A 24320-nucleotide genomic window follows, 5' to 3' on the forward strand; every position below is an offset into this window, starting at 1 on the left:
GGGCGATCGATGAGGCTGGCGAACGGGCCTATCGTGCTTGCCCATTTCTCGATTTGCACTTGTAAGTCAATTCGACTATACAGTCAATATGAAAATGGAAAATCGTGCAGTGAGGACCGAGAATGGCGAAAATTGACCTGGATCGCAGAGCGGAGATCGGGCGGGAGAAGCGCGCCAGGACGCGGGCGCAGATCCTGGAAGCCGGCACGATGCTTCTCGCGGAGCGACCGCCCGAGGCGCTCACGGTGGATGCCATCGTGGAGGCGGCGGGCGTCGCAAAGGGGACATTTTACTATCACTTCCAAGGCATCGAGGAGTTGGCCGCCGCAGTGGGCGAAAGGCTCGGGGAGAGCTTTGACGATCTGTTGACGGCCGCCAGGCTCGAGCTGCCTGACCCCATCGCGCGCCTGTCCTTCGCCTTCACGCAATTCCTGGACAGGGCGATCTCGGACCCCGTCTGGGCACGGCTCGTGGTCCAGAGCTCGCATGCCCCCACTGAGTTCGCCCGCAGCATTCGCGCGCATCTGAAGGCCGATCTCACCGAGGCGATTGACCAGGGCCGCCTGACCGTTCGGGACGTTGAAATGGCTGCCGACATCGTCCTCGGCATCTGGCTTCAGGTCGTGCGCAGCAGTCTGGAGCGACGGCCCGCACCGGACTTGGCCGGCCAAGCTCTGCGCGCCGTGCTTCGAGCCCTGGGGGCATAGCCTCCGATGCACACCCGGGCCAGCGTATCCAGAGTATAGTGGCACCCCCATCCGTAAGCGGTGTCTTGCTTACACCTTGACCTCACTGCATTTGGCAGTGCCGAGCGCCGTAGTGCGCGGCGTTGCCAGGAGATGTACGCTATAACGTCCGATCACGGCGTTGGGCAGGCAGAGCTCGATCATGCCGACATGGACGTAATTGCCGAGCATCTTGTTGACGATCCGGTCGGCCATGCCGTCGAGCTCGCGCAGGCGCTCGACATAGCGACGCCCGGGCTCGCTCGGCGAAATAGCGCTGCTTTGGCTCGGGCGGCGCGGCCGGCCGACTGCCATCGGCTGTCGGCGGACCGCCATAGGGCCATCGCATATGGGTGACCCTGTCGAAGTCGGGGATTTCGCCGGCGCCCAACACGCCGGGGTGGCTCGCCAGGATCTGCTCGACCAGCGTCGAGCCAGAACGGGGCATGCCGACGACGAACACCGGCACGCGGCTTTCGTCGCCGTGGCCGGCGAAGCTCGACATGAAAGCCTCCGAGAAGATCTGCCTGACATAGTCGCACAGCATCCGGTGACTTGCCGCCGCGGCTGCGACGCTGCACACCACAGGCTTTTTGGCCTGCGGGGCAATGGCGGTGCTCGGCGGGCGTTTTTGGCCTGCGCAGGCAGCCGGACAAGGCGCCACGTCAGTGCACCTTCGAGCAACTCGACTGAAAAAGCCAAAGCGAACGCGTCCGCTCCTGCTGAACCCTTACGAAGGAAGACCGGCATCAATTCGGTCTTCGGAGTCGCACCATCTACCAAGCCATTTTTTATCGGAACGGTAGTCCGCCCCATTGGTTAGCCTTGTCTAACCAGAAGGAGACTAGACGTGGATCATACCAATCATGTCCGTCTTACCAACGCGGAACTAACCGAGACCGTTCTTGAAGGCGCCACCATCTATGGACCTGACGACGAGAAGATCGGTTCGGTGTCTCATGTGCACGGCATCGGCGGCGGTGCGCAAGTTGTCATCGACGTCGGCGGCTTCCTAGGCATTGGCGCCAAGCCAGTCGCAGTGTCAGCCAACCAACTCGATTTCATGCGCGATGAGGACGGCGACGTCCACGCCGTGACGTCGTGGACGAAAGATCAACTCGAGGAGATGCCCGAGCACCAGGATTGATGAGGCGGCGAGGACTAGCAACTCTCATCACTTGAACAAAGCCGTCATGTTTTTTGCCGACTAAACTGCTGACAAGTAGCCTTGCTTGCCCAAAGGAACGCTAAGCATCCTCGGACGTTCGCAAATAAGCACCTATCCTGTGTCTGTCAAAAGAAAGGAGCCTTCGATGAGCTTGGGCACCATACTTATCATTTTGTTGATCTTGGCGCTTCTGGGCGGGTTCAGCGGTCTCGGAGGCGGGCCGTTTTACGGGACAGGGTACTATGGCGGGGGAGCACTCGGCACCATCCTTGTCATCGTTCTCATCCTCGTTTTGCTGGGACGGATCTAGCAAGCCCGCCGCACGATCTCATACGGCGGGCTCCGATTTTGGACGATTAAGCTCTATTCGTTGTCGTATGGACGGTTGCACACAGTCACTCTCTTTGTGACCATATGGTCGTGGTGCCATTCGCGGGTCATCTCTGTGTGGCATCCGTGCCGGAAATGACGATGATGTCTCTCGTCAAAACCTTCACCATGCCTTGGATGGTCCCCCATCCTGCCCTCGTTCGAATAGCCACCACCTTGATCTTCGTACTGCGCGGTGGCGGTCAGCGGCATGGTCAGCAAAGCTGCAGCCGCCAGGACACCGATCTTCATTAGGCGTTCCATTGCGACCTCCTGGGTTGGTATGTTCCCACTGAAAACAATGGTCGCAAGTTAGAGTTCCGACGGGTCGCAGCTCGACGGGGAGTGCCTGCCGAGCGGCGTGTGCGTTTCAGACAGATTCCTGCGGCACGCACCAGAGCATGCCGATTTCCTAACCGAGACTCGTCACCGAGTTCGCCTTCGCGGGTCGCTCAGCACGGCGATGCCGTAACCGTTTTGAGGAGGTCAGCCCGTTTCCTAGTTTGCAAGACGCTTGCGGATTTCCTCCAGTTCCCGCCGGCGTTCGGGGCCCATCTTTGGGTAATTCATGTCGAGGTCGGCGAGGGTATCGAGGATGACCTGGGACACAATCAGGCGCGCATTCTTCTTGTCGTCTGCGGGTACGATGTACCATGGCGAATTCCGCGCACTGGTTGCACCGAGGCATTCCTCATAAGCTTTCATGTAGCTCTTCCAGAACTGCCGCTCATGAACGTCTGCCAAGGTGAATTTCCAGTTCTTCTCCGGCTCGTCGATGCGCGCGAGGAAGCGTTTGCGTTGCATCTTTTTCGACAGATGGAGGAAGAACTTCACGATGCGGGTGCCGTTGGCGTGGAGATGCCTTTCCAGATCGACGATTGAGCGGTAGCGCTCTCGCCATATCTTGTCTCCGTTGAAAGCCGTCTTTTTCGGCAGCCCTTCGCTGAGCAGGATGTCTGGGTGGACGCGGACGATCACAACCTCCTCATAGTAGGATCGATTGAAGATCCCGATGCGCCCCCGCTCCGGCAGATCCCGCGTTGTTCGCCACAGGAAATCGTGTTCGAGTTCCGCGGCACTGGGGTGCTTGAAGCTGAATACTTGACAGCCTTGGGGATTGACCCCCGACATGACATGCTTGATGGCGCCATCCTTGCCAGCAGCGTCCATGGCCTGGAATATTAGCAGGATCGCATGTTTGTTGCAGGCGTGCAGCAACTGTTGTTGATCGCTCAACGCGGAAACATGCTTGGCAAGCAGGTCTCTATAGTCCTTCTTGGACTTGTAAACCGGCTTTATCCGTGTCGGCCAGTCATCAAGGTCGACTTTCTTTCCTTCCTTGACGCGAAAGTCCTTTGATCGAATTTTCATTGCCTAGGTTCATCCAAGCAAGCTCGACGCTGGACGGAGCAGCCGACAGTCTGAATTTCCTGGGTTTATGGCAGCCCACATTGCCCCAAGCCGCACAACCTTCCCGAGTGCACCGCAAAGCAGACGGGTGCAGCGACGCAACTCACGGGACGTACTATTGTTCCAGCGGGATGCCAGGTGCAGCGACCCAACAGGCGCTTGCCGCAGATACTGCTGATTGGAAGAGAAAGCCCGCCATGCCCAGTTAGCGGACAATGGAGGGAAGGACGTGACCTGAATATGGAAAAGCAGATGCGCCAATCTCTTCGGGCGCAAAGCCAACCTGTCTATCGGGATGGCAGGAGAGATAGTGGCGCATGTTGTCTTCTTTCTAGAAACAGATTGATCTGATCGAGGCTGCAACCGCGAACGCCGTCACCCGGGGGGAGGAAGATGACGGGCGCTTCGGCGTCCGGCCGGGGACGTCCGCAAGAGCCGCCGGAGCCATGGCAGGAACACAAACAAAACTTGCCCGCCGCGCTGTCGTTCCGAATTGCAGCAAAACGCCCGCCACTAGTCGCAACTGACGGGCGTCTCGGCATCCGGCGCAATGCGCGACCAAGGGCTCGCCGGACCCATTTTCCGCAAGCCAAATTCGCCGCCGCGGCTATTGTTCCTCGGACGGAAAAAGCCCGCTAGCTTTGAAAGAGGAGGGACGAAAGCAGGACGAATGCACTATTGGAGAAGTTGATCTCCGCCAATGCGGATCAGCGGTCAGGCTGCTAAGGGGCGCGCCATCGATGCTTCAACCGTCTTGCTGCGCTCGCCGAATAAGTTCAACACGATCATGGCAACCTGACCGAACCAGAGCAACCACCCTGCTGTAAAGCAGCACCCCCTCCTCGCTGTCGCGCCGATAGCCGCGTATGTAGCAAATGTAATCGCAAACGAATTCGATCGCCTGCCTGTCCTCTGAAGTCGGAGCTGTCAACGAAACACACGGCCCGAGGCCGCCCCTTACATTAGACGTACATGGGTTATTCGGCTCGAAAAGCCCAAAGTCCTCAGAAGCAGCACCGAGCCCTTGCGGCCTGCAACCCAACAGGTCATCGTACCTCTTAGCGGGATGCCAATTGCCGGGTATTGAAATAAACCAGACAGCGCTCTTAAGGTTCCATGAAATTTCGTCGTTCTTCTGTCTGTTTTCTGGCATGAGAACGGTTGTTTTACTGCAACACAATTGCTGACAGACAAATATCGTCTAGCACCTTGGCACTACTTTCTTTCTACTTTTCGTCTTACGTAGGCGCCGAAACGAGCTATAAACAGGAGATATACTATAAAAACTTGCCCTTCCCTCCCCACGTTCTGACTGGCTGAACCTTCAGGAACTATAGGCGACGAGGCGAGTTTTAACGCATCGGTGGGCCGCAGCCATGGACGCGGCGTGCAATCCACTCGCGTCCGTTCTGCGCCGAGCAATCGGATGGATGGGCTACCAAGGACACGGGAGGATGCGGTGCGCTGTGCGTTTGCGTCGGCAATACTGATCGGCACGATGGGGTGCGCGGACGCACAGTCGCCCCCGCCTTCCCCACCTCCGAAATCATACTCGGGAGCTACCGCCAACTTGCCTCCTGCTTCTATCCCAAGGCACCCGGCCATCGAACGACATCGGAACGCTAGAGCTTCCCGCGCCCCTTCGCCGCGAGGCACTGTCGTCGCTACTCAGCGATGCTCCAACCGTCCATATTCTTCTAACCAGATCCGCACGCCTTGTTCCAGCGAACTCAGATGCGCCGGTCGGTTGCGAGCTCTCCTAGTCACCTCGGTCAGTTCTTGCGTCAACTTGCCTGCCTCCCAATGTTCGATAACGGCAGGATGGATATAACTTTGGCGGCAGACAGCCCGTGTGTTGCGCAGTTCAGTTGCCACACGGTCAATCGCCACGTTGAGAGACTTCCGAACCAGTCTAGCGGCAGCCGGCAACGGCGTTGCGGAAAGCAATTCAGCAGCTCTCGTGGTGCCTCCCCAAGTTCTGAAAAACTTGGAGCTGAAACCGCGACCAATGGTTTCGCCGATATAGCTGTTTACGTCATTTGATGAAATGGGATGGGTTTCCCCATCCGCATCAACGTACTGCAATAGTCTCTGGCCCGGCAAATCTTGAATTTTCCGGATGACATTCGCGATCCGTCGATCAGAAATCTTCACTGTCCACTGTCTCGCAGCCTTCCCTTGAAAACGGAACTTGAGATCGGCAGCGCCTGCGACCACATGGTCGCTCGTCAGGGTAGTAATCCCATAACTCCCGTTTGCCGTATAAGATTCGTTGCCGATGCGGATCAGAGTTCGATCGAGCAGCCAGACGGCTGCGGCTATCGCCTTCTGCCGTGGCACCAATGGTCGGCGCAAATCTTTGTCCATGCGCTCTCGCAAAACAGAGAGGGAATTGGCGAATTCCGAAAGTTCATTGAATTTCGTGACGTCACGATACTCGATCCACTTTGGGTGGTAGATGTATTGCTTTCTGCCTTTTTCGTCTCTTCCGGTTACCTGCAGATGCCCATTTGACAAAGGGCAAATCCACACGTCAGACCATGCTGGAGGGATCGCTAGCGCTCTAATACGCTCCTGTATCGCTTGGGAGGTCGCGGCTTCCCCATTCGCTTCCAGATAACGAAAACCTCGGCCAATCCGGCGTCGCCTGATGCCTGGCCGGTCATCGGTTACGTAGACGATATTGTCAGGTTCGCTGGTAAGCACTGCCATTTCCAAAGCGATGTCTCCGCCGATCGAAAGGCCAGCATTGGACAATCCGACGGCGGCTTTTTGCCTGCCGGGAGCGCTTTTGTGCCGCTCCGAGATCCGTGCTTCGCACAAGATAGCCCGGACGTGCATTCCGATTCCAAGATGTGAAAACGCCGCGACCGCCGAGCACTTGTCTTCCCATCAATCGCGCCGCACCAAATACGAAATTGCACTTTCGGTACTCGTAGCGGGTTCGATCAGAGACTGGGGAGAGGTCTCCCCCAAATCTTGAAGAAGGTCCGCACGTGCTCGATTCAGGCGGCTTTTGACGGTTCCGACTGCGCAGCCGCAAATTTCGGCGGTTTCCTCATAGCTGACGCCGAGCACGCCTATCAGGACAATCACTTCGCGGTGGCTTCTGGGCAGCCGATCGATTGCCATTACGACTTCCTTGCCACGCATGCTCCATTCCTGTGTGGCATCACGGGTAGGTCTCGATGAGGCGCATTCCGAACCGGCGGGGGCCTCGCGAATGTAGGACTTCCGCCGCGTATAGAACGCATTGCGCATGATGGTGAACAGCCAGGATTTCAACCTTGTGCCCGCCTCAAATTTGTCGAGATTTGCCAGCCCTCTCATGAGGGTCTCTTGGACCAAGTCGTCCGCGTCCGTGGGGTCGCCACAGAACGTTCGAGCGAAGGCCCGCAGTGCGGGAATAAGGTCGACAAACTCGGACTGATAGCCATTTCTAGTTAGACTGGTGCGATCCAACGTCTCGCTCCCATAGCGGTCATCGGGGATAAAGCGTTAAAGGGTAATGCCACTCCAGAATCGAGGTTCCATCCGCTTTTGCCCTTTTTTCGGAATCTTCGGGACCACCAAACTCATAGGATTGATTGGCGTTCGCGATTGCGTGAAAAGCCCAAATTCGGCTTGAAACCGCGCTATCTTGCCTGAATGATTTAATGAACCGCTTCAGGAGAGATCAGCTCCATGGCTAAGAATACTTTGAAGCCGAAGTCTGCCGACGACATGGCACTCTTTCAAAAATCGCTCGTGAAGATGGAGCTTAAATCTCTTCTTGTTTCAATCGAGGAAGAAGTCGTTCCGCCGCGACTTACCTTTTTGGCAGACAGGCTAATAAGGGCACTTATCGAACAACAAACCAAGAAATAACCGGCTCCATCGAAGCAGGTTTCATAGTCTGGCTGTCTTGAAAAACGGAAACGGGATGGGCAGTAGGCCCGATCCTCGATCCATCGACCTCATTGGGCGAGAGCTATGAACGGCTTGCAACACCATCACGGTGACTGAAGGCGGAACGTTTGTCATTCAATGCCGTTCTGGGAGGAGATACTGCAAAGGATCCGCCTATGCCTGAACCAACAAGATCAGAAAACCCGAATGTTCGGAACGTTCAAAGGGCGTTCGAGAAACAGATTTCGGAACTGCGCAGCGAGATAGGCAGAATTAACAAGACCATCGAGGAGCGTGGGGCGGAGATAACGCGGGAAGCCATCGAGGCCGCATCGGCCCGCGCTTCGCGCGCAGCGAGGCGCGTTGCCGCCGAAACGCAATCGATTTCCGAGGTAGCGCGCGAAAACCCGGGAACGACCGGCATGGCTCTTGGAACGGCGGCGTTGCTCGGTTTTGTAGTTGGTATCACGGTAGGCATGGCCTCGCGGGCGCCCGCCAGGCGTTATTGGAGCTAAATGTCCAAATCCTCCCGCTGCAACGGCGCGTCTCCTGTGCGCGATGCCACTACGACGCGGATGCCTTTCAGGTCTCCGAGATTTTGAGTGCAGACGCCGTTGCGTGCGGCCCTGACTTGGCAAACGGGTGCCAGCACATCTCTACCTGAGACGAGCTTCTGGCGCGTGGAACCACAGGCTTCAATGCAGGTTCTGCCTTAGATTACGCCGCTCTATGCCGGCTAAACTGTCGATGAGCCAGCCCCATGTTCAAAGATGCAAAAGCGAACGGCCGATTGGCTATTCCCTTCAAAGGACGCATTGCTAGAGTACTTGGCCCGGGCCTAATTACCGGCGCGTCGGATGACGATCCGAGCGGAATTGCGACATATTCGCAAACAGGTGCCCAGTTCGGATACGTTCCCACCTGGACCTTGGTTTTCTCCTATCCCTTGATGGTTGCGATTCAAATCATCAGCGCGAGTCTAGGGCGCACGACAGGCAAAGGCATCGCCGGCAATCTTCGTAAGTGGTACCCGCCTTGGCTTCTGTATGCCAGCGTGTCGCTGCTTCTGGTCGCCAACACGATCAATGTCGGGGCAGACATTGGAGCAATGGCGGACGCTGTCCGTGTCCTTATTGGGGGTCCACAACTTGCATATGTTTTGTTCTTTGGCTGCGTTTGTGTGGCTATGCAGGTCTATATTCCGTACAAACGCTACGTGAATGTCTTGCGAGGGCTCACGCTTGCGCTCCTAGCGTACATCGTGACCCTTTTCTTTGTGCATGTGAATTTTCGCAGCTTGGCTTCAAGTATATTTATTCCGCACATATCATTCGAAACAAAATATCTTACGGCAATAGTCGCCATCTTCGGCACGACCATTAGTCCATATCTATTCTTCTGGCAGGCTTCCGAGGAAGTGGAGGACATTAGAGCAATCTCGGAACGTAAGCCGTTGGTGCAAGCGCCGGACCAGAAACAGGATGCCCAATTTCGCATCGCAGTGGACACCTTCGCCGGAATGGCACTCTCCAATATTGTTGCCCTGGCGATCATGATAACGGCTGCAGCCACACTCCATGCAAGCGGCCTGACCAACATTCAAACCTCCGCCCAGGCAGCGGAGGCGCTCAAGCCCGCAGCAGGCGTCTTTGCAGGATCAATTTTCGCGCTTGGCGTGATCGGGACAGGTCTTTTGGCCGTGCCAGTACTGGCCGGCTCGGCAGCTTATGCAGTTGGAGAGAGCCTTCGCTGGCCTACCGGCCTTGACCGCAAGCCCAGGCAGGCCAAAGCATTTTACGCCACGATAGCCGGCGCTACTGGCATAGGCGTGGCGCTCAACTTCAGCCCGGTCGGGCCGATTGAGGCGCTTTATTGGAGCGCTGTCATCAACGGTGTTGTGGCGGTCCCAATAATGATCGTTATGATGCTTATGTCGTCAAACACGCGTATAATGGGCGACGCCCCAATAGGGCCCCGGCTCAAGTTCTTTGGTTGGCTGTCAACGGTAGTCATGGGATTCACGGCAACAGCCATGATATTGACAGCTTTTCTTTGACTTCCGCTCACTTGGCCGACCGGACTCTGCCGTTACCGTTTCCACCGGCCTTCGTATTTGAACTCCGGCGCGGATTTCAGTTCGTCTTTGGTTGCATTCATAGTTGCAGTCCACTTCTTATCGCTGTCGAGATAAGAGACTTTCACTGCGCTCGGACTGACTACAACATAATGCTCATCCATACCGAGGAAACCGGCAACTGAGAGAATGTATCCAACGAGCGTATTGTTGTTGAGAACCAGATCCTTAATTTCTCCGATCTTTTCATTGTTGTCGTTGGTAACCTTCAATCCAATCAGGTCGTAGCTAAGCTCGCCGGACTGGGGGACGGCGACAAAAGTGTCGGAAGAAGTTCCGGCTGCGTGCGCTTGCGCCAAAGCTGCGAGTGCAGCCGAGAAAGTGAGTGCGAGGATTGCCTTACGCATGACCTTTCTCCTTAGCTTCAAGGGTGGTTGCGGCCTCAATTCGTTAGCCTCGGCAATGTTCCTTTTTTTCCGTTCAATTTTTGATCTTTGCTCCCGCAGCTAATATGGGATGAGGGGCAGTGTCCGCCGATTATGATCGGCAATCCGATCGCGCCGGTCGATTTCCCAAATCCAGCCGTTAGGTCAGGAGATTATCCAACCTGATCGGCAAATCACGAACTCGAATACCAGTCGCATGATATACAGCACTTGCTACGGCAGCTGGCGTGCCGACATTGCCGAGCTCACCGAGACCTTTAACCCCAGCGGGATTCACTTGGGGATCAGTTTCAGGAACCAAGATAACTTGAACATCACCGATGTCGGCGTTGACCGGCACAAGGTAGTCCTGGAGGTCCTTGTTCACATATCGTGCGTTCCGGGGATCGACTTCAGTTTCCTCCTGAAGCGCCGATCCGATGCCCCAAATCATCCCGCCCATTAGCTGGCTTCGGGCGGTCCGGGGATTCATGATGCGCCCAGCAGCAAAAGCTCCCACTATCCGCGGGATTCTGATTTCGCGCGTTAGGGTGTGAATGCGCACCTCAACGAGTTCGGCCCCGAAGGCATACTTGACTGCGTCATCGCGTTCTCCGCCCCGAAACTCTGGCTGGCCGGCATAGAGTTTCTTGAGAGCCTGGGGGCTCGCCCCCTTCGGAGTGAATTCGGCATATTCCTCGATAAGCACCGTTTGAAGGGTCGCGAATGCATCAGCCAAGGTGACCGTCCTGCCGTCAGCGGCTATCACTTGCCCATTCCCTAGGCTCATTCCCGAATTGGCCGCGCCCGCCAAAGGCGCGCCCTCGCCACTCACCGCCAAAAAAAGCCGGTTCCGAATGGCGTCACACGCCTTCATGACCGCAGAGCAAACGCTTGCGGTCGAGTTTGACCCTCCCGATACTGGCGCGGGCGGCAAAGCGCTGTCTCCCATTTCGACCGAAACCTTAGTCAGCTCAACACCAAGCCGCTCGGCGGCCATTTGGCCGGCCACGGTGCGGATGCCAGTGCCGATTTCGTGGCATCCGCATTGGACACGCGCATGACCGTCAGCCATCAATTGAACTCGCGCTGCGCAAGGAGCAATGTTCGTCGGGTATACCGCTGTCGCGCAACCCATCCCGATCATCCAATCGCCATCGCGCATGGAACCTACAGCGCTCTCGCGGTCGGACCAACCGAACGCCTTGGAAGCTTCATCGTAGCACGCGAGCAGCGAGCGGCTTGAGAACGGCTTCCCTCCAATCGGCTCCCTAGTCGGCTCGTTCACGCGACGGAATTCAATTGGATCCATGGCAAGCGCGACGGCCATTTCGTCCATGGCATTTTCAAGCGCATAGACGTAGGGCGTTTCAGGCGGTGAGCGCATATAGCCCGGCGTATTCCGGTCAGCGTGAACCAAATCCACGTGTGTCGCAACTGAACCATACGCGTATAACCGCCCAGTCGCTATCGTACCTCCGACGACATAAGCGTCAGGCCGAGAAGTAACTTCCCACCCCTCGTGCCCAAATGCCGTGATATGGCCTCCCCGTTCCGCACCGATCCGAACGCGGTGCCTGGTTTCAGCGCGATATGTCTGGGTGCCATAGGCCTGCATTCTGGTGACCACGCATCGAACCGGTCGACCCAGGCGCCGCGCGGCAACAGCGACGATTGCCGTCCGCGCGGTCATTGGTCCCTTCGAACCGAACGCACCTCCGACATACGGGCTGATGACGCGTACTCTGTTGGGATCAATCCCGAGTTGACGGGAAAGCTCCGTTTTCCACCCGGTTACATTCTGGGTTGGTTCGTAGATCGTCAGTTGATCACCACGCCAGGCAGCGGTGGTGGAGAAGAGTTCAATCGGATTATGGTGCTGGGTTGGGGTTGAATAGTGCTCATCAATCTTGACGGGGGCAGCAGCGTAGGCAGCGTCAAAGTCACCCGCATGAACATCCTCGCCAAACAGAGGTGACGCACCTGCGCCAGGTGTCGTTTCCGTTCCTTGGGTGTCGAAACCGGCGCTCGGTCGCTCCTCATCATATTCAGCCGTGACGAGTGAAGCCGCTTCCATAGCCGCTTCATATGTCTCGGCGACCACCAGCGCTATGATCTGCCCGTCATGGAAAATCCTGTCGCCGTGAAGCGGGCCGATGGAACTTGCCGCAACTCCGAATTTGGGAGGCTGTGTTCCAGCCATGTCGCCATGACGGAAAAGGCCCAGAAAGCCGGGAACCGTGGCAGCCTTGTCTGTATGCAACTGCGCAAGGGAACCCCTAGCAACAAGGCTCGTCACCAGGACACCATAAGCCAGGTCAGCCACCGGAATATCGGCAGGATACGTCGCGCCTCCCGTGACTTTGAGCCGGGCGTCAAAGCGCGGAACAGGCGCTCCCATATTTTCCCTTGGCGCAGGTGCTTCCTTGCTCATGTCGAAATCCTCATATCGCGCGCTTCGAGAAGAGCCCGCACCAACGTGCGCTTACCAAGGGGAACCTTGAACGCGTTTCCTCCCCGCGGTCTGGCGTCGGCGAACTCCGCTTCGGCCGCGGCTAACGCGGCCCCTTCGTCTAATTGCCGACCTCGCAACGTTTCTTCTGCTCGTCGTGCGCGCCAGGGCACCGTCGCGACCCCGCCTAGCGCGATGCGGCTTTCGTCCACCCGATCCTGCGACAACTGAAGGGCAACGGCTGCGGAGGCCAGCGCAAAGGCGTAGGATTAGCGGTCACGTATCTTCAGATAGCGAGACCGAGGCGTCCACGGCCCCGCAGGAACATCTATGCCGATTATGATTTCGTCGGGTGCAAGATCGGTTTCGACGTCAGGCATTCCTCCAGGAAGCCGATGGAGGCGAGAGAAATTGAGCTGCCTGCGGCCGTTCGGCCCCTCGATCTCGACGCTTGCGTCCAACGCGATCAACGCCTGAGCGAAATCTCCATGATATGTGGCGATGCAGTGATCGCTTGTACCAAGCACGGCGTGCTGCCGATTCACTCCGTCCATGGCGGCACAGCCCGAGCCGGGTCGACGTTTATTGCAAGGCCACGAGATGTCGCGCAAATATTCGCATCTCGAGCGCTGGAGAATATTGCCGGCCAGCGTCGCCATATTGCGTATCTGTGCGCTCGCCGCGTATTTGAGGCTCTCCGCAATCACCGGATAAAACCTCTTCACGGCATCGTTGTCCGCAGCCTCGCTCATCCGAACCAGCGCCCCGAAACGTATACCTCGATCCGAAACATCTATGCGCCAAAGTCCGGGGTCGGAAAGACCGTTCAGGTCGATGAGATGCTGTGGCTTCGCCACGCCGAGCTTCATGTAATCGGCAAGGTTCGTAGCACCGGCTATGAACTGGGCGCGAGATTTTGTCGGTGGCGTAGCGGGCTCGGTGAATTGCGCCGCCCTCGCCACCGCGTCTGCGACGCTCCCTGGCTTGCTGTAGCTGAAGGGTTGCATCTACGCCTTCCTTGTCTCGTCACGGGCTTGGAGAATGGCAGCGACAACATTTGGATAAGCGGCGCATCGGCAAAGATTGCCGCTCATATATTCTCGTATCTCTCCTTCCGACGCAGCGTGTCCTTCGTGGACGCACCCAACGGCTGACATGATCTGACCGGGGGTGCAGTACCCGCACTGAAATGCGTCACAGTCTATGAAAGCCTGCTGCATGGGATGCAGAGAGCTGTCTTCTCTCGCTAATCCTTCGATCGTCGTGACTTCTCGGCCGTCGGCCATTACCGCAAATGTCAGGCAGGAAAGGACGCGCGTTCCGTTTATCAGGACGGTGCAGGCACCACACTGACCATGGTCGCAACCCTTTTTCGTTCCTGTCAGGCCGGTATGATCCCGGATCGCATCGAGAAGTGTCGTCCTTAGATCGAGATTAAGCTCATAGGGCTGGTGGTTTATGGTCAGCTTGACCGGCGCAGTATACCGAATTGTTTCAGATGGGCGCTCGGGCTGAGAGCCGGCCCTCGCGCCAACCAACGGCATCGCGACCGCGGCTGTGGCTGATCCAACCATAAAGTTCCGTCTACTGAGACGGATTCGCGAAAGTCGGTTTGCCATCGGTGTCTCCATCGCTTTCGCAGCGATGGGCCGTAATCTCGTGGAACCGTCGTTGTTCCATCACATTGCCAGAAATGACAACTCAGGCGGGCGGTGCTTTTCCATGGCGCACAGCCCGCCTACTATTGAAACATTCGATCAAAACTAGGCAGCCGCTCTCGCGCGCTCGTTGGCCCCGGTTTCGGCGAGCCTCGTCAGAGTCTCGTCCGTCTTGGCTTCCTCAGACAGCGTCTCATCAAGGAGCTTTTCCGCGTCGTTCATGCCAAGTTCCGAAGCCCATCGCTTGAGCGTGCCATATCTGGTGATTTCATAATGCTCCACGGCTTGGGCCGAGGATATTAGTCCAGCGTCGAGAGCAGGTGTTCCTTTAAACTCTTCTGCAACTTCTTCGCCTTCGGCAATGATACCCTCGATTGCTTCGCAAACTTTGCCCTGTGCTCGCTTGCCCAAGATTTCGAAAACTCGTTGGAGGCGTTCGACGTGACCTTCGGTCTCTTCCAAATGTTTCTCGAATGCCTGTTTCAATTCAGCAGATTTTGCAGCCTTAGCCATTTTTGGGAGAGCTTTCAGGATTTTACGCTCGGCATAGTAGATGTCCTTGAGCGTATCATAGAATAGATCTTCAAGCTTTTTCTCAGCCATAGCGAAACTCCTTACGCGTCTTTCTTCGCCAATAGTGCTATTCATACATCATCACCTGTCGGCAACTCCGTAATATTCATTGATACGGCGATCGTTTTCTGACGACCAATCATAGTCGACTTTTGGATCGTACTTCGGTCCGTTCTCAATTTGATCTTGCGTCAATTGGATCTGGAACCCGTCCAGGTCATCGTTGTACTGTAACTCTGACCAAGGGATCGGGTAATAGTCGGCTCCAAGCCCCCAAACGCCACCAAAAGTGAGAACCGCGTGAGCAACCCGACCGTCGATTTTGCGGAGAACCAGTCGCTCGACTTTGCCGATGTGCTCACCTTCCGAATCATAGACGTTCGTGCCGATGACATCGTCGCTGTCGACGAGGTATGAATAGATGCCGTCGTTCATTGCAGGCCTCCGTATTTTTTCCAGTGCATCCCCGAATTCCTGCAGCCCCTTAATGTTCCCAACATCAATGCATCTTCCGGGAGGAGCTTAGTAGAATGCCGGCTGCAGGAGTGAGACGCCGTCAGGCAACGCAGAACCGAGCCCGGCGCACAACGAGTTCGGTGTGAACGGTGCCATCAATACGCCCAAACGAGCGCACCCCTTTTTCCCGAGGGTCTTCGCTAGAGGTTTCACGTGCTGGAAGCGAAAGCCGCTTCTTCATTTGCATCGCGCTCGAGCCCGCCTAGCCGGGCGGCGACGGCCGCGATAAATGCGCCCACCAGAAGCGACAGCGCTGCGGCGAGAGATAGGGCCAGGCCCGCTTTGCGCGCTGTGTCGGCCGTTTGCTTAGCCTTAGTCTTTGCGTCAGCTACTCGCTTAAGGACAGTGTCCACGCGCTTTTCAGCATCCGGTTGCGACAGACCGGCCCGGGAAGCGACAAGCTGAGCGAGGTAGGTACGATCTTCAGCCGAGATATTTCCCGTCGCCCCATCCATCAAAAGTATCCGCGTGGCTTCCTCCGATGCCCCGGGCCCGCCTTCCGGTCGGCTGCCCACGGCGGGGTTTGGCGAACGAAACAGAGCATCTACGAAGTACGCCGTAGCATCGCTTTCCTTGCTCATTCCTGACGCCGCCCCCGCCGCAACGGTAGAGGCTGCCTTTACACCACTGCCAACAGCCGTCGTCAAACCTGAGCCAATGGTTACTACTATGAACACTGTCGCGAGCGCCCAAGCTAAAAAGCCATGGGCAGTATCGCGGAAATAGACTTCATCATCGTGGACGCCGACCCATTTGGTGCGCAACCTGCCGGCTAAATAGCCCCCTAGGGCGGCAGATAGCCATTGAACCACGATGAGCCACGCCGCCGCCGAGACCGCGAAAGTCTCAGCAGACACGCCAGTCATCGTCCATGGAGAAATCACACTCAGCCCGAGGCCGGAACCAAGCAACATCAAGATCAGCGTTGCGGCGGCGGCGGCAACCGCGCCGGCTATGACTGGCCCCCAGGATACGGCCGATGAAGACGATTCGACAGGATTCCCATCCGAGACCATTCTCGCCTCCTATCTCATGAAAAGCATGATGAGAATGATGATTGGAATCGGAACTCCTAGGAGCCAAAGTAGAATTCCACGACCCATGGTCTTGCTCCTTCGATTGACACGAACGATACAAAACCAACTTCAATTGAACATCAAAGTTCCAAGATTATTTTCCGCTAGTCCGCACCGGGCACCGCTACCGTGACCGCGAATTCACGTTGGGGTTTGGCTCAATTCCTAGTAGCTGTAGTGCCCGCTCGTATTTTTCTGCTCCCTCAGTGCCTTCGGTCGCCGCCAGGTTGTCTCGCAGATCAGCAATTTTCACGGGAAGAGCAGATGGATTTGAAGCCGCTCGCTTCACGAACTCCAAATAATCTTCCTGATCGCGCCGAGTTAGAGCGTCGACAGCATCAACCACTTGGAAAGGAAATCCTTCGGCTCTCAATTGGTCGATAGTCACGTTCGATTTCTCTGGTACGTCGTGTAGCAGCGCAATCAATTCTTCGTTCGCTGAGCTCACCGCAGCTGCGACCCTAAGCACGTGTCGAACGTACTCGCGACCGTCGTGACCGATTTGGCCAAGATGTGCCGCCAGCGCAATAGATAGAGCTTTTTCGAACAAAGTCATTTCTTCACGCTGCGAAATGTAACTATTGGCTTTAATGGGACTATGCCCTCAACTGGCTACAAAGTACTCTACTGCAACCCACACCGCCCCAGCCAACAACAGGCCGACAATAAGAATAACCAATAGATGTACGCCACTTCGTCCTTGCCTTGCTTTCTCTGCGGGTATCTTTTCCACGACCAATCCGAGCCTCCGAAACTGTTGTTGATTTGGTGGCGCTTCTACGCAGAAATGCTCCAACCAGCGTACGCCTACCTGCAGTGGTGTCGAGTTAGAGAAGCGGATCGGATGGGGCGAGGCCACCGCTAATGATGCGCGCGGTTCTCAGCGTTACGTTTACGAGTTGCCGCTGCCTTTTTGGCAGATGCTGATCGCTCAGCATGGGAGCGTGACGCAGAAGCTTCCCCTCCCATCTCGCCACCTTTGTGCGCTGCGGGATGGCCGGTATGCTTGCCACGCCCGGATCCGCCGGGTTTCTTCCCGCCCGCATCGTCTTTGTTCACTGTAGCCCACGCACGGCGCTCAGCCTCCTTCTCAGGAACGCCCCGCTTTTCGTAACCTTCGGCGATGTGGTCCGCCTTGCGTTCTTGCTTGTCCGTGTATTTTGACTTGTCACCTCGTGGCATTTCGCGTTCTCCTATTTCTTTCAGAACCAATGCCCAACTCCGTCCCCAAACTATGGTTCCGAAATTGAACCATGCGGGACGCTGCGTAGCGGGCTATCGACCTAACCGGCTGCTCGTTGGAAATGTGATGGAACGCCGATTCCCGAGTGTCGTTGACGCCCGTCAGCAACTTGCATCTGCCCAACAAGACCCAATGCAAGCGGGGCCAGTGGCAGCGGAGGACTCCGCTTTAGATCAGTCAGGATTGGTCGGTTGGCGATGCGGAGAGGTCGTGCATGCCACTGAACCCAAGCTGGCAGGAGATACTGCTTCGCCTTCTCCTTACGCTGATAGCCGGCGCGCTGATCGGCTTGAACCGTGAAGCCCATGGCAAGGCTGCGGGCCTTCGGACCACGATACTGGTCGGGCTCGCAGCGGCCATCAGCATGGTCCAGGCCAACCTGCTGCTGTCGGTCGGCGGGAAGACCCCCGACTCCTTCGCCGTCATGGATGTGCTGCGCTTTCCGCTCGGCGTGCTTACCGGGGTCGGCTTCATCGGCGGCGGCACCATTTTGAGAAAGGGCGATCTTGTCAGCGGGGTTACGACGGCGGCAACGCTTTGGGTGATGACGGCCATAGGCCTGGCATTCGGCGGAGGACAGCTCTGGCTTGGATTTGCCGGCACCCTGCTCTCGCTGGTGACGTTGCTGGCCCTGAAATGGGTCGATCTCAGAATCCCGCGCGAGCACCACGCCATGGTGGCGCTCGGCACCGGTGGTGTGACAGCGCCCGATCTTGCCGCCATCCTCAAGCCGCTCGGCTATGAGGCGCGGCTTGCCGGCACGGATCGCCTTGGCCGCGCCGGTGCGCAACGGTTCGTGTTTGATGTCTCCTGGACCCGGCCCGAGCCTTCCGAACTGCCGCCGGCCCTGCTGGCGACGCTTGCGCAATACGGTGACGTCGAGGAAATTCGCATCTCAAGCGAGACGACGGGCTAATCTGCCTGGACAGCTGAACCGCTGCCGACCCTCGAACTGGCGCCGTAGCTGTCGATTGTTTTGCTCAGCACGCGAGGTCGGGGACTGACCGAGCATCATCTCAGGAACAACGCCGCACCGTAGTAGTTCGGTACCACCCTAACAATGGAGTGAGCCATGAGTGACGATAAGCGCATGATGATGTCCCGCCGGCAAGTCGTTGGTGCTGTCGGCATCGGCATGGCGGCTAGTGCCGCCGGGACGGCAATTTCTCAAGATCAAAGCCAGGGCAGCACGATCCCTCAACGAAGCGAGGTCACAATGCAAGATCCCCGTGCCAAGTACCCGCATCCTCCATTCAAACAACAAACGCAAGCGTGGCCCGGCTTGGCCCGAGACATGGACCCAAGACCGGACCATGGAGAAACAAGCTACCAAGGTTCCAATCGCTTGGCTGGACGCAAGGCGCTGATCACCGGTGGCGATTCCGGAATGGGAAGGGCCGCGGCGATCGCGTTTGCCCGCGAAGGCGCCGACGTGGCTATCAACTACTTTCCCACCGAAGAACCGGACGCTCGCGAGGTCGTTGACCTCATTCGCAAGGCTGGCAGGACCGCGGCCCCGATTGCCGGTGACTTGCGCGACGAAGCATTCTGCCAAGACTTGGTGGCCAAAGCGGTCGAGGCGCTCGGAGGTCTGGATATCATTGTCAGTAACGCTGGCCGACAGCAGGCGAAGCCGTCAATCCTGGATATAACAAGCGAGGATTTCGATGCGACGATGAAAACCAACATCTACGCGCCGTTCTGGATCATCAAGGCTGCCTTGCCTCACCTCAAGCCAGGCTCCTGCATCATCGCGACGGCTTCGGAACAGGCCTACGACCCCTCCCCCGAGCTTTATGATTATGCTCAGACCAAGGCCGCCACCATGAACTACGTCAAGTCTCTGGCGAAGCAGCTCGGCCCCCAGGGCATTCGCGTCAACGGCGTAGCTCCGGGTCCAATATGGACGCCACTCCAGATCAGCGGCGGCGCTTCCGAAGAGAAATACCAACATTTCGGCAGCACCACCGTATTTGGCCGACCAGGGCAACCTGCTGAACTTGCCTCAATCTATGTCCAACTCGCTGCCGCCGACGCCAGCTTCGCGACTGGGAACATTTACGGCTCAAGCGGCGGGCACGGACAGCCTTGAAGAAGGCGCCCGGCGGGATGACCGCTTCCCTATGCTTCTGAATACCGGGCTCAATGGCGAAGAATCGTGAGCGGACAGCGGTTCAAACCCGGTTCGGAACCATAGCCAATGCGCTGAGTTGACCCGCAGGAATGGAGAATCTCGCCATGGCCGACCCAAGCGCGCGAAAAAGGCATCCCGCACGTCAAGGGAAGCGCCAGCTCCAATCCAGCCAAGAAGCCCTGACGCCCTTCGGAGCCGTCATCTTGATCTCTGCTCCACCCCACCAGCGCGGTCGAAATGATTAAGCTGACCGACAAGGAAAAGCGCTTTCTTAAGCGTGTCGACCAGATCACTCACATTCCCTGGACCGACAAGATCATCGCCATGGATGTCCGAGGAAAACCCATGCGGTTATCCAGGGCGACGTTTGCCCGACTGAAGGACGATGGGATCATCATCCGATCCAGTGGCGATCTGAGTACCGACATTTACGTTATGAATCCGGCTCCCGTAACGCCAGACGTCGAGGAAGTGCAGCAGACGCCATGACCTCGCGGCCACCAGGGCATACGAGGCGGATCGCCGGGCTGAAACAGATGATTTTTTCGATGATTGGTCGCTTGCGCCGACTGACTGGCTATCCCGCTGGAACTGCTCTGCGCCAATAGCGTTGCCTTGGTAGCTGCGGGCCGTGTCAACCGGGCCCGACGGTACGGTGAACAGGACAGTCTTTTTCCCGGTTTCTCTTCCTGGCCAACGAAATGGCAGACGAGCACCTATCCCGTCCGGCCCGCAGTGCCAGTTGTCTTTTGTTTCCGTGCCTTTCCGAGGCCCTGTTCAAGACTGGCTTGGCATTCTGCTGATCCTGTTCGGTGCATAATACCCCTCCAGGAGCTGCGACGAACAATGCGGCCGTGGCCTTGTTCGGGCTTGAGGTTCGCAGCCCGAGGCGGCGAGCCAGACGAGGCGATGGAGACCGTGCCGTCCTGAAAGGCGCAAGCTTTGCGCGGCGGTTACCTCCATCGTCGTGTAGCCCTATGACCGCAGCCGCGCGGCGCTCCTGCCACCGGCAGGCCGTCTGAGGCAACCCGAGCGAACGGGATCGGGGCGGACGTTTTCCGTGGGGCGCAAGTGCGGAAGGCGGACACCTAAGCCAGGAACACATGAGATCTGCGGAAGATCGTTGCGGCCGGTTTCAGGCGGGAATGGTCGCCAGCATCTCCGTCTGCCATCCATTCGGCGAGCGCTCCAAACGGCCTCTCCAATGGGCTGATCTGGCGGAAGGACGGCTAACGCCTCGACCGCCTGTGTCGCAACAGCGCGTCTCGACTTTCTTCCCCTGCCGGCTAGGGCCGTCATTCCTGGCGAGACAAGAAACTCGCTCCAGCGCCGTCCTCCGCTTTGCTGCGGTCGCAAGCGATGCGTCGTCGGCCGCCTCCCGCGCACCGATCGCCATCGAGGGCGCATGGTGCGGTCCTCGAGAAACGAAATCGGAGAAATACCATGGCCACCATCGGCATTTTCAAAAAGACCGGCAACAACGAGTTCACCGGCGAAATCGTCACCCTCAGCGTTCAGGCCAAGGGCGTGCGCATCGTCCCCGACCAGCGCGCCACCGGCGAAAACGCCCCCAGCCACCGCGTACTGATCGGCCGCGCCGAGATCGGCGCCGCCTGGTCCAAGACCTCCAACGAGGGCCGCAACTATCTTGGCCTCAAGCTCGACGATCCGATCTTCAACGCTCCGATCTACGCCAACCTCGTCAACGACGAAGACGGCGACACCCACTCGCTCATCTGGTCCCGTCCGACGGGGCGGCGCGGCGACTGAGCCCGACCAAAGGCCCCAGCCGGATCGGCTGGGGCCTTAGCCTTGGCGGGCGAGTGACGCGGCCTCCGAGATATCGGCCGATGGATCTGCTTTAAACATCGACCGATTTCTCCCATTTGAATTAACGGGAGAAACAGACATGAGAACGACTGAGCGATCCTGGTTGCCGCTCCGGCTTACGCCGAATCCGCCACGGAGAAGACCGGCATGAATCCCGTCTTTGGAGGTGCGCCGTCGACACAGGATTTTGTCACCGACGCGGCGACGAGCGACATGTTTGAGATTGAGAGCAGCGAGCTAGCGCTCGAACGTTCCGATGCCGCGACGAAGGCCTTCGCGCAGCAAATGATTAAGGACCACGCATGGGCAGCCTCGTCGCTTGCCCTCATTGCGCTTCCCGCCTTTCCACCGTGCCCGCCAGCCGCCATTTCAATGATACCCGCCAAACTGCGAAACTTCGGGATCGGCTCAGCAAGGTCACCGGCTTGAGAGAGCCGATCGTGTACCTATGTGTTTCTTTGCATTGCGCAGTTGAGGGCGTTTGGTGGCGAGCAGCGAAGTTTCGACCCGTAGGAATTTCCTAAAGCTGGTAGCAGCCAGTCCATTGCTTACAGTCATGCCTGCAGCAGCCGTGGTCGGTTCGAGGCATACCAAGCAACATGGCATGCGGATGATGACAGACCGGTATTTTGGCACCGCGGCTAGGATAGAATGGATCAATGCCAAGCCTGCACTCAAGGAAGCAATCCTTCGGGATTGTTCCTGCCTCACCCCAGAAATCGGCATGAACTGGGCAGCGATCGAGCCGAAAAAAGGAACGTTTGAATTTGGCAGCCTCGACGGCTTGTCCGCTTTTGCCCTCCAACACGGGCTCGACATGCATGGCCACACGCTGATCTGGGATCAGACGATCCCGGCTTGGGCAAAAAAAGCACTTTCGAGCGGTGAAGCCGGCTGGGAAACTGTCGCCTCTTACCTGGCAGTCGTTGTCTCGCGTTATCCGTCCGTGTCGCAATGGAACGTCGTGAACGAGCCCATCGACACGGAAGGCACCGACGACGGAATGCGGCGCAGCGAAATTTTTCGTGCGTTCGGCGCTGACTATGTCGGCATGGCATTGGAAACGGCCAGGCGGCATGCTCCTCATGCGAAGCTCTTCATCAATGAACATAGTTTGGAATATGCAAACCCGGTCGATGCGAAGCGTCGAACGGTGCTTCTCCGACTTGCCGAAGGCCTTCTCTTGGAAGGCAAGCCGCTTGATGCCGTCGGACTGCAGGCGCATCTCGATCTTGGCAAAGGTCCCCTCGATATACGGGCCATCCGGCATATGATCAGGGAGGTAGCCGGGATGGGGCTTGAAGTGTTCATTACCGAGCTTGACGTGAGGGAGCGGGATTTCTCCCTTCCTGAGGCTGCACGCGATATGGCGGTTGCGGATGGGGTTAAACGCTACCTCGACGTCGTGCTGGCAGAGCCATCGGTCAAGGGTATCGTGACTTGGGGCATGAGCGACGAGGGCTCATGGTTGGTCCCTGAAACAGCTGACCTTGTCGCCAGCGGAATTGCCTCCGGGAGTCGCGTGCTCAACCGCGGGCTCCCCTACGACAAAAATCTGCAGCAGAAGCCGATGTATCGGGCAATCCGTGAGGCCATGTCGACCGCACGGACTTGAAAGTCACACGACGAGTTTGCTGGCCTCGAGCTCGGCCATGCTGCGATTTGATTTGTCGATCGGCTTCCTTGCCTTCGCGACCCAAGCGATAAGCTCTTCCATGCCTTGCTCGAAATCGCGCTGTGGGCGGATACCGAAATCTCGCTCGAGCTTCGATATGTCGGCAAAGCAATGGCGAATATCGCCGACCCGGTATTTATTCAGGACTTCGGGAGCAATGTTCTTGCGAAGCAAGCGTGCGAGCGTCCTGGCAATCTCATTGACTGTGATCGAACGTCCGCTGCCAACATTGTAGACGTCCCAGATCTGCTTTTCGCTTTCAAGAATCGTAGCGAAGGCGTTCGCCACGTCCATCACGTGAACGAAGTCGCGGCGTTGCTCACCATCTTCGAAGACGATCGGAGGCTGGTCATTGAGGAGTCGCGAGATGAAAATGGCGGCTACGCCAGTGTAAGGGTTGCTGAGCGCCTGGCGAGAGCCGTAGGCGTTGAAGAGCCTGAGTGCGACCGTCGGTATCTCAAGCGCCCGACCGACCGAGAGAAACATCTCCTCGTGGTCGCGCTTGTTGATGGCATAGACCGAAGCAGGCTGTAGCGGCTTGGCTTCTGTCGTCGGGATCGGTTCGAGACTGCTGCCGCCCTCCGACAACTCCCACAATCTGGACTTCAAATCTGCGTTGGCGCGCAGGCCGGGCGCAATCGACCCGCCAACGCCGTCTGCTCGACGGTACTCGCCTTCGCCATAGATCGACATTGAAGAAGCAACGGCCATCCGCCTTATCGGGTGCAGGCCGCCGGGTTCCAGCTTCATCTTGGATAGCGTTTCGAGGATTACCGCGGCTCCCATCGCGTTGTTGCACGTATATTCAACAATATTTGTCATGCTTTGGCCGACACCAACCGAAGCCGCTAGATGGGCAAGGTGCGTGATGCCTTTCAGGGCCTGCTCGAAAACATTGGCGTCAAGAATATTGCCTTTGATGCGATGGGCTTTCGGATTCAGGTAAACGGGCCAACCGTCAGCGTCCATTTCTGCATCCGCATGGACCTGATCAGCGAGGCAGTCGAGAACAGTAACTTCGAAGCCGCGTTCGATGAGCAAATCGGTCAGGTGGGAGCCGATGAACCCAGCTCCCCCCGTAATCAGCACATGTCCCTTTTTCAT

Annotated in this window: 26 protein-coding genes and 2 pseudogenes; 12 read left to right on the plus strand and 16 right to left on the minus strand. The window is 57.5% G+C overall.

The annotated features are described in order from the left end of the window. The first annotated feature begins 122 nt into the window (after nucleotides 1-122). A complete protein-coding gene (locus C7I85_RS24800) occupies nucleotides 123-707 on the plus strand; it encodes a TetR/AcrR family transcriptional regulator (RefSeq protein WP_106726690.1) in 585 nt (194 codons plus the stop codon). 69 nt (nucleotides 708-776) lie between these two features. On the opposite strand, the gene C7I85_RS31780 is transcribed toward C7I85_RS24800, so the two are convergent. Both C7I85_RS31780 and C7I85_RS32085 read right to left on the minus strand, forming a co-directional pair. Further along, on the minus strand, nucleotides 777-1061 hold the full coding sequence (locus C7I85_RS31780) for a sulfotransferase (protein ID WP_245445102.1): 285 nt from the start codon (nucleotides 1059-1061) through the stop codon (nucleotides 777-779). Between the two features lie 64 nt (nucleotides 1062-1125). Then, nucleotides 1126-1272, minus strand: a pseudogene (locus C7I85_RS32085) (sulfotransferase); the annotation flags it as partial. Nucleotides 1273-1575: 303 nt separating this feature from the next. Here C7I85_RS32085 and C7I85_RS24810 point away from each other — a divergent pair. Then, nucleotides 1576-1872 (plus strand): PRC-barrel domain-containing protein, encoded by a 297-nt coding sequence (locus C7I85_RS24810; protein ID WP_106726692.1) that lies wholly within the window; start codon nucleotides 1576-1578, stop codon nucleotides 1870-1872. 166 nt (nucleotides 1873-2038) lie between these two features. Further along, nucleotides 2039-2203, plus strand: a complete 165-nt coding sequence (locus C7I85_RS24815; RefSeq protein ID WP_106726693.1) for a DUF3309 family protein — start codon at nucleotides 2039-2041, stop codon at nucleotides 2201-2203. 53 nt (nucleotides 2204-2256) lie between these two features. Here the strand turns inward: C7I85_RS24815 and C7I85_RS24820 are convergent, their stop codons facing one another. From C7I85_RS24820 to C7I85_RS24835, 4 genes are all read right to left on the minus strand, one after another. Then, complete coding sequence (locus C7I85_RS24820; RefSeq protein ID WP_106726694.1) at nucleotides 2257-2526, minus strand: hypothetical protein; 270 nt, start codon at nucleotides 2524-2526, stop codon at nucleotides 2257-2259. Nucleotides 2527-2760: 234 nt separating this feature from the next. Beyond that, nucleotides 2761-3633, minus strand: a complete 873-nt coding sequence (locus tag C7I85_RS24825; RefSeq protein WP_106726695.1) for an ADP-polyphosphate phosphotransferase — start codon at nucleotides 3631-3633, stop codon at nucleotides 2761-2763. 1707 nt (nucleotides 3634-5340) lie between these two features. After that, the gene (locus C7I85_RS24830; protein WP_245445096.1) at nucleotides 5341-6513 is read right to left on the minus strand and encodes a DNA topoisomerase IB; all 1173 of its coding nucleotides are present in this window, start codon (nucleotides 6511-6513) and stop codon (nucleotides 5341-5343) included. A gap of 51 nt (nucleotides 6514-6564) precedes the next feature. After that, the gene (locus C7I85_RS24835) at nucleotides 6565-7134 is read right to left on the minus strand and encodes a sigma-70 family RNA polymerase sigma factor (protein ID WP_106726696.1); all 570 of its coding nucleotides are present in this window, start codon (nucleotides 7132-7134) and stop codon (nucleotides 6565-6567) included. Between the two features lie 222 nt (nucleotides 7135-7356). Here C7I85_RS24835 and C7I85_RS24840 point away from each other — a divergent pair, with 222 nt between their 5' ends. The 3 genes from C7I85_RS24840 (at nucleotide 7357) to C7I85_RS24850 (ending at nucleotide 9616) form a co-directional block, all read left to right on the plus strand. Next, on the plus strand, nucleotides 7357-7539 hold the full coding sequence (locus tag C7I85_RS24840; protein ID WP_106726697.1) for a hypothetical protein: 183 nt from the start codon (nucleotides 7357-7359) through the stop codon (nucleotides 7537-7539). Nucleotides 7540-7688: 149 nt separating this feature from the next. Next, entirely contained in the window at nucleotides 7689-8075 is a 387-nt protein-coding gene (locus tag C7I85_RS24845; RefSeq protein WP_146148949.1) for a hypothetical protein, read from the plus strand. Between the two features lie 245 nt (nucleotides 8076-8320). Continuing rightward, nucleotides 8321-9616 carry an NRAMP family divalent metal transporter gene (locus C7I85_RS24850; RefSeq protein WP_106726699.1) on the plus strand — a complete coding sequence of 432 codons (1296 nt, stop codon included), beginning with the start codon at nucleotides 8321-8323 and terminating at the stop codon, nucleotides 9614-9616. A 32-nt stretch (nucleotides 9617-9648) separates the two neighbouring features. On the opposite strand, the gene C7I85_RS24855 is transcribed toward C7I85_RS24850, so the two are convergent. The 9 genes and pseudogenes from C7I85_RS24855 to C7I85_RS24895 all read right to left on the minus strand — a co-directional run bounded on the left by C7I85_RS24855 (nucleotide 9649) and on the right by C7I85_RS24895 (nucleotide 17516). Next, nucleotides 9649-10041, minus strand: a complete 393-nt coding sequence (locus C7I85_RS24855) for a PRC-barrel domain-containing protein (RefSeq protein ID WP_106726700.1) — start codon at nucleotides 10039-10041, stop codon at nucleotides 9649-9651. A 178-nt stretch (nucleotides 10042-10219) separates the two neighbouring features. After that, a complete protein-coding gene (locus tag C7I85_RS24860; RefSeq protein WP_106726701.1) occupies nucleotides 10220-12493 on the minus strand; it encodes a xanthine dehydrogenase family protein molybdopterin-binding subunit in 2274 nt (757 codons plus the stop codon). After that, a pseudogene (locus tag C7I85_RS24865) lies at nucleotides 12490-13518 on the minus strand (FAD binding domain-containing protein). The gene C7I85_RS24860 and the pseudogene C7I85_RS24865 overlap by 4 nt, the downstream one beginning before the upstream one ends. Continuing rightward, nucleotides 13519-14130, minus strand: a complete 612-nt coding sequence (locus C7I85_RS24870; protein WP_146148950.1) for a (2Fe-2S)-binding protein — start codon at nucleotides 14128-14130, stop codon at nucleotides 13519-13521. It lies immediately after the preceding pseudogene. Nucleotides 14131-14274: 144 nt separating this feature from the next. Further along, on the minus strand, nucleotides 14275-14772 hold the full coding sequence (locus C7I85_RS24875; protein ID WP_106726703.1) for a ferritin-like domain-containing protein: 498 nt from the start codon (nucleotides 14770-14772) through the stop codon (nucleotides 14275-14277). Between the two features lie 51 nt (nucleotides 14773-14823). Next, complete coding sequence (locus tag C7I85_RS24880; protein ID WP_106726704.1) at nucleotides 14824-15177, minus strand: PRC-barrel domain-containing protein; 354 nt, start codon at nucleotides 15175-15177, stop codon at nucleotides 14824-14826. 230 nt (nucleotides 15178-15407) lie between these two features. Beyond that, nucleotides 15408-16274 carry a hypothetical protein gene (locus C7I85_RS24885; RefSeq protein ID WP_106726705.1) on the minus strand — a complete coding sequence of 289 codons (867 nt, stop codon included), beginning with the start codon at nucleotides 16272-16274 and terminating at the stop codon, nucleotides 15408-15410. A gap of 184 nt (nucleotides 16275-16458) precedes the next feature. After that, a complete protein-coding gene (locus C7I85_RS24890; RefSeq protein ID WP_106726706.1) occupies nucleotides 16459-16890 on the minus strand; it encodes an HD domain-containing protein in 432 nt (143 codons plus the stop codon). A 305-nt stretch (nucleotides 16891-17195) separates the two neighbouring features. After that, nucleotides 17196-17516, minus strand: coding sequence for a plasmid stabilization protein (locus C7I85_RS24895; RefSeq protein ID WP_106726707.1), 321 nt, complete (start codon nucleotides 17514-17516; stop codon nucleotides 17196-17198). A gap of 275 nt (nucleotides 17517-17791) precedes the next feature. On the opposite strand from C7I85_RS24895, the gene C7I85_RS24900 reads away from it, so the two are divergent. The 6 genes from C7I85_RS24900 to C7I85_RS24925 all read left to right on the plus strand — a co-directional run bounded on the left by C7I85_RS24900 (nucleotide 17792) and on the right by C7I85_RS24925 (nucleotide 23156). Then, the gene (locus C7I85_RS24900) at nucleotides 17792-18493 is read left to right on the plus strand and encodes an MgtC/SapB family protein (RefSeq protein WP_106726708.1); all 702 of its coding nucleotides are present in this window, start codon (nucleotides 17792-17794) and stop codon (nucleotides 18491-18493) included. 300 nt (nucleotides 18494-18793) lie between these two features. Next, nucleotides 18794-19669: an SDR family oxidoreductase gene (locus C7I85_RS24905; RefSeq protein ID WP_245445099.1), complete on the plus strand. Its 876-nt coding sequence runs from the start codon at nucleotides 18794-18796 to the stop codon at nucleotides 19667-19669. 279 nt (nucleotides 19670-19948) lie between these two features. Next, entirely contained in the window at nucleotides 19949-20200 is a 252-nt protein-coding gene (locus C7I85_RS24910; protein WP_106726710.1) for a hypothetical protein, read from the plus strand. A gap of 954 nt (nucleotides 20201-21154) precedes the next feature. Further along, complete coding sequence (locus C7I85_RS24915) at nucleotides 21155-21481, plus strand: DUF736 domain-containing protein (RefSeq protein WP_106726711.1); 327 nt, start codon at nucleotides 21155-21157, stop codon at nucleotides 21479-21481. Between the two features lie 207 nt (nucleotides 21482-21688). Further along, on the plus strand, nucleotides 21689-21970 hold the full coding sequence (locus C7I85_RS31790; RefSeq protein ID WP_106726712.1) for a DUF4142 domain-containing protein: 282 nt from the start codon (nucleotides 21689-21691) through the stop codon (nucleotides 21968-21970). Between the two features lie 175 nt (nucleotides 21971-22145). Beyond that, entirely contained in the window at nucleotides 22146-23156 is a 1011-nt protein-coding gene (locus C7I85_RS24925; protein WP_181257362.1) for an endo-1,4-beta-xylanase, read from the plus strand. A gap of 3 nt (nucleotides 23157-23159) precedes the next feature. Here the strand turns inward: C7I85_RS24925 and C7I85_RS24930 are convergent, their stop codons facing one another. After that, entirely contained in the window at nucleotides 23160-24320 is a 1161-nt protein-coding gene (locus C7I85_RS24930) for an NAD-dependent epimerase/dehydratase family protein (RefSeq protein ID WP_106726714.1), read from the minus strand.

This window comes from Pseudaminobacter soli (ex Li et al. 2025) (assembly GCF_003012705.1).
In the GTDB taxonomy this organism is placed as follows: Bacteria; Pseudomonadota; Alphaproteobacteria; order Rhizobiales; family Rhizobiaceae; genus Pseudaminobacter; species Pseudaminobacter soli.

Bases quoted from the DNA above. Each gene is read 5' to 3' on its own strand.
- C7I85_RS24840 (WP_106726697.1), top strand. From the start codon at position 7,357: ATGGCTAAGAATACTTTGAAGCCGAAGTCTGCCGACGACATGGCACTC.
- C7I85_RS24930 (WP_106726714.1), bottom strand. From the start codon at position 24,320: ATGAAAAAGGGACATGTGCTGATTACGGGGGGAGCTGGGTTCATCGGC.
- C7I85_RS31790 (WP_106726712.1), top strand. From the start codon at position 21,689: ATGAATCCCGTCTTTGGAGGTGCGCCGTCGACACAGGATTTTGTCACC.
- C7I85_RS24915 (WP_106726711.1), top strand. From the start codon at position 21,155: ATGGCCACCATCGGCATTTTCAAAAAGACCGGCAACAACGAGTTCACC.
- C7I85_RS31780 (WP_245445102.1), bottom strand. From the start codon at position 1,061: ATGGCGGTCCGCCGACAGCCGATGGCAGTCGGCCGGCCGCGCCGCCCG.
- C7I85_RS24885 (WP_106726705.1), bottom strand. From the start codon at position 16,274: ATGGTCTCGGATGGGAATCCTGTCGAATCGTCTTCATCGGCCGTATCC.
- C7I85_RS24850 (WP_106726699.1), top strand. From the start codon at position 8,321: ATGTTCAAAGATGCAAAAGCGAACGGCCGATTGGCTATTCCCTTCAAA.
- C7I85_RS24880 (WP_106726704.1), bottom strand. From the start codon at position 15,177: ATGAACGACGGCATCTATTCATACCTCGTCGACAGCGACGATGTCATC.
- C7I85_RS24820 (WP_106726694.1), bottom strand. From the start codon at position 2,526: ATGGAACGCCTAATGAAGATCGGTGTCCTGGCGGCTGCAGCTTTGCTG.
- C7I85_RS24910 (WP_106726710.1), top strand. From the start codon at position 19,949: ATGATTAAGCTGACCGACAAGGAAAAGCGCTTTCTTAAGCGTGTCGAC.
- C7I85_RS24900 (WP_106726708.1), top strand. From the start codon at position 17,792: ATGCCACTGAACCCAAGCTGGCAGGAGATACTGCTTCGCCTTCTCCTT.
- C7I85_RS24895 (WP_106726707.1), bottom strand. From the start codon at position 17,516: ATGCCACGAGGTGACAAGTCAAAATACACGGACAAGCAAGAACGCAAG.
- C7I85_RS24855 (WP_106726700.1), bottom strand. From the start codon at position 10,041: ATGCGTAAGGCAATCCTCGCACTCACTTTCTCGGCTGCACTCGCAGCT.
- C7I85_RS24875 (WP_106726703.1), bottom strand. From the start codon at position 14,772: ATGGCTGAGAAAAAGCTTGAAGATCTATTCTATGATACGCTCAAGGAC.
- C7I85_RS24825 (WP_106726695.1), bottom strand. From the start codon at position 3,633: ATGAAAATTCGATCAAAGGACTTTCGCGTCAAGGAAGGAAAGAAAGTC.
- C7I85_RS24905 (WP_245445099.1), top strand. From the start codon at position 18,794: ATGCAAGATCCCCGTGCCAAGTACCCGCATCCTCCATTCAAACAACAA.
- C7I85_RS24830 (WP_245445096.1), bottom strand. From the start codon at position 6,513: ATGCACGTCCGGGCTATCTTGTGCGAAGCACGGATCTCGGAGCGGCAC.
- C7I85_RS24890 (WP_106726706.1), bottom strand. From the start codon at position 16,890: ATGACTTTGTTCGAAAAAGCTCTATCTATTGCGCTGGCGGCACATCTT.
- C7I85_RS24925 (WP_181257362.1), top strand. From the start codon at position 22,146: ATGCGGATGATGACAGACCGGTATTTTGGCACCGCGGCTAGGATAGAA.
- C7I85_RS24815 (WP_106726693.1), top strand. From the start codon at position 2,039: ATGAGCTTGGGCACCATACTTATCATTTTGTTGATCTTGGCGCTTCTG.
- C7I85_RS24870 (WP_146148950.1), bottom strand. From the start codon at position 14,130: ATGGCAAACCGACTTTCGCGAATCCGTCTCAGTAGACGGAACTTTATG.
- C7I85_RS24800 (WP_106726690.1), top strand. From the start codon at position 123: ATGGCGAAAATTGACCTGGATCGCAGAGCGGAGATCGGGCGGGAGAAG.
- C7I85_RS24860 (WP_106726701.1), bottom strand. From the start codon at position 12,493: ATGAGCAAGGAAGCACCTGCGCCAAGGGAAAATATGGGAGCGCCTGTT.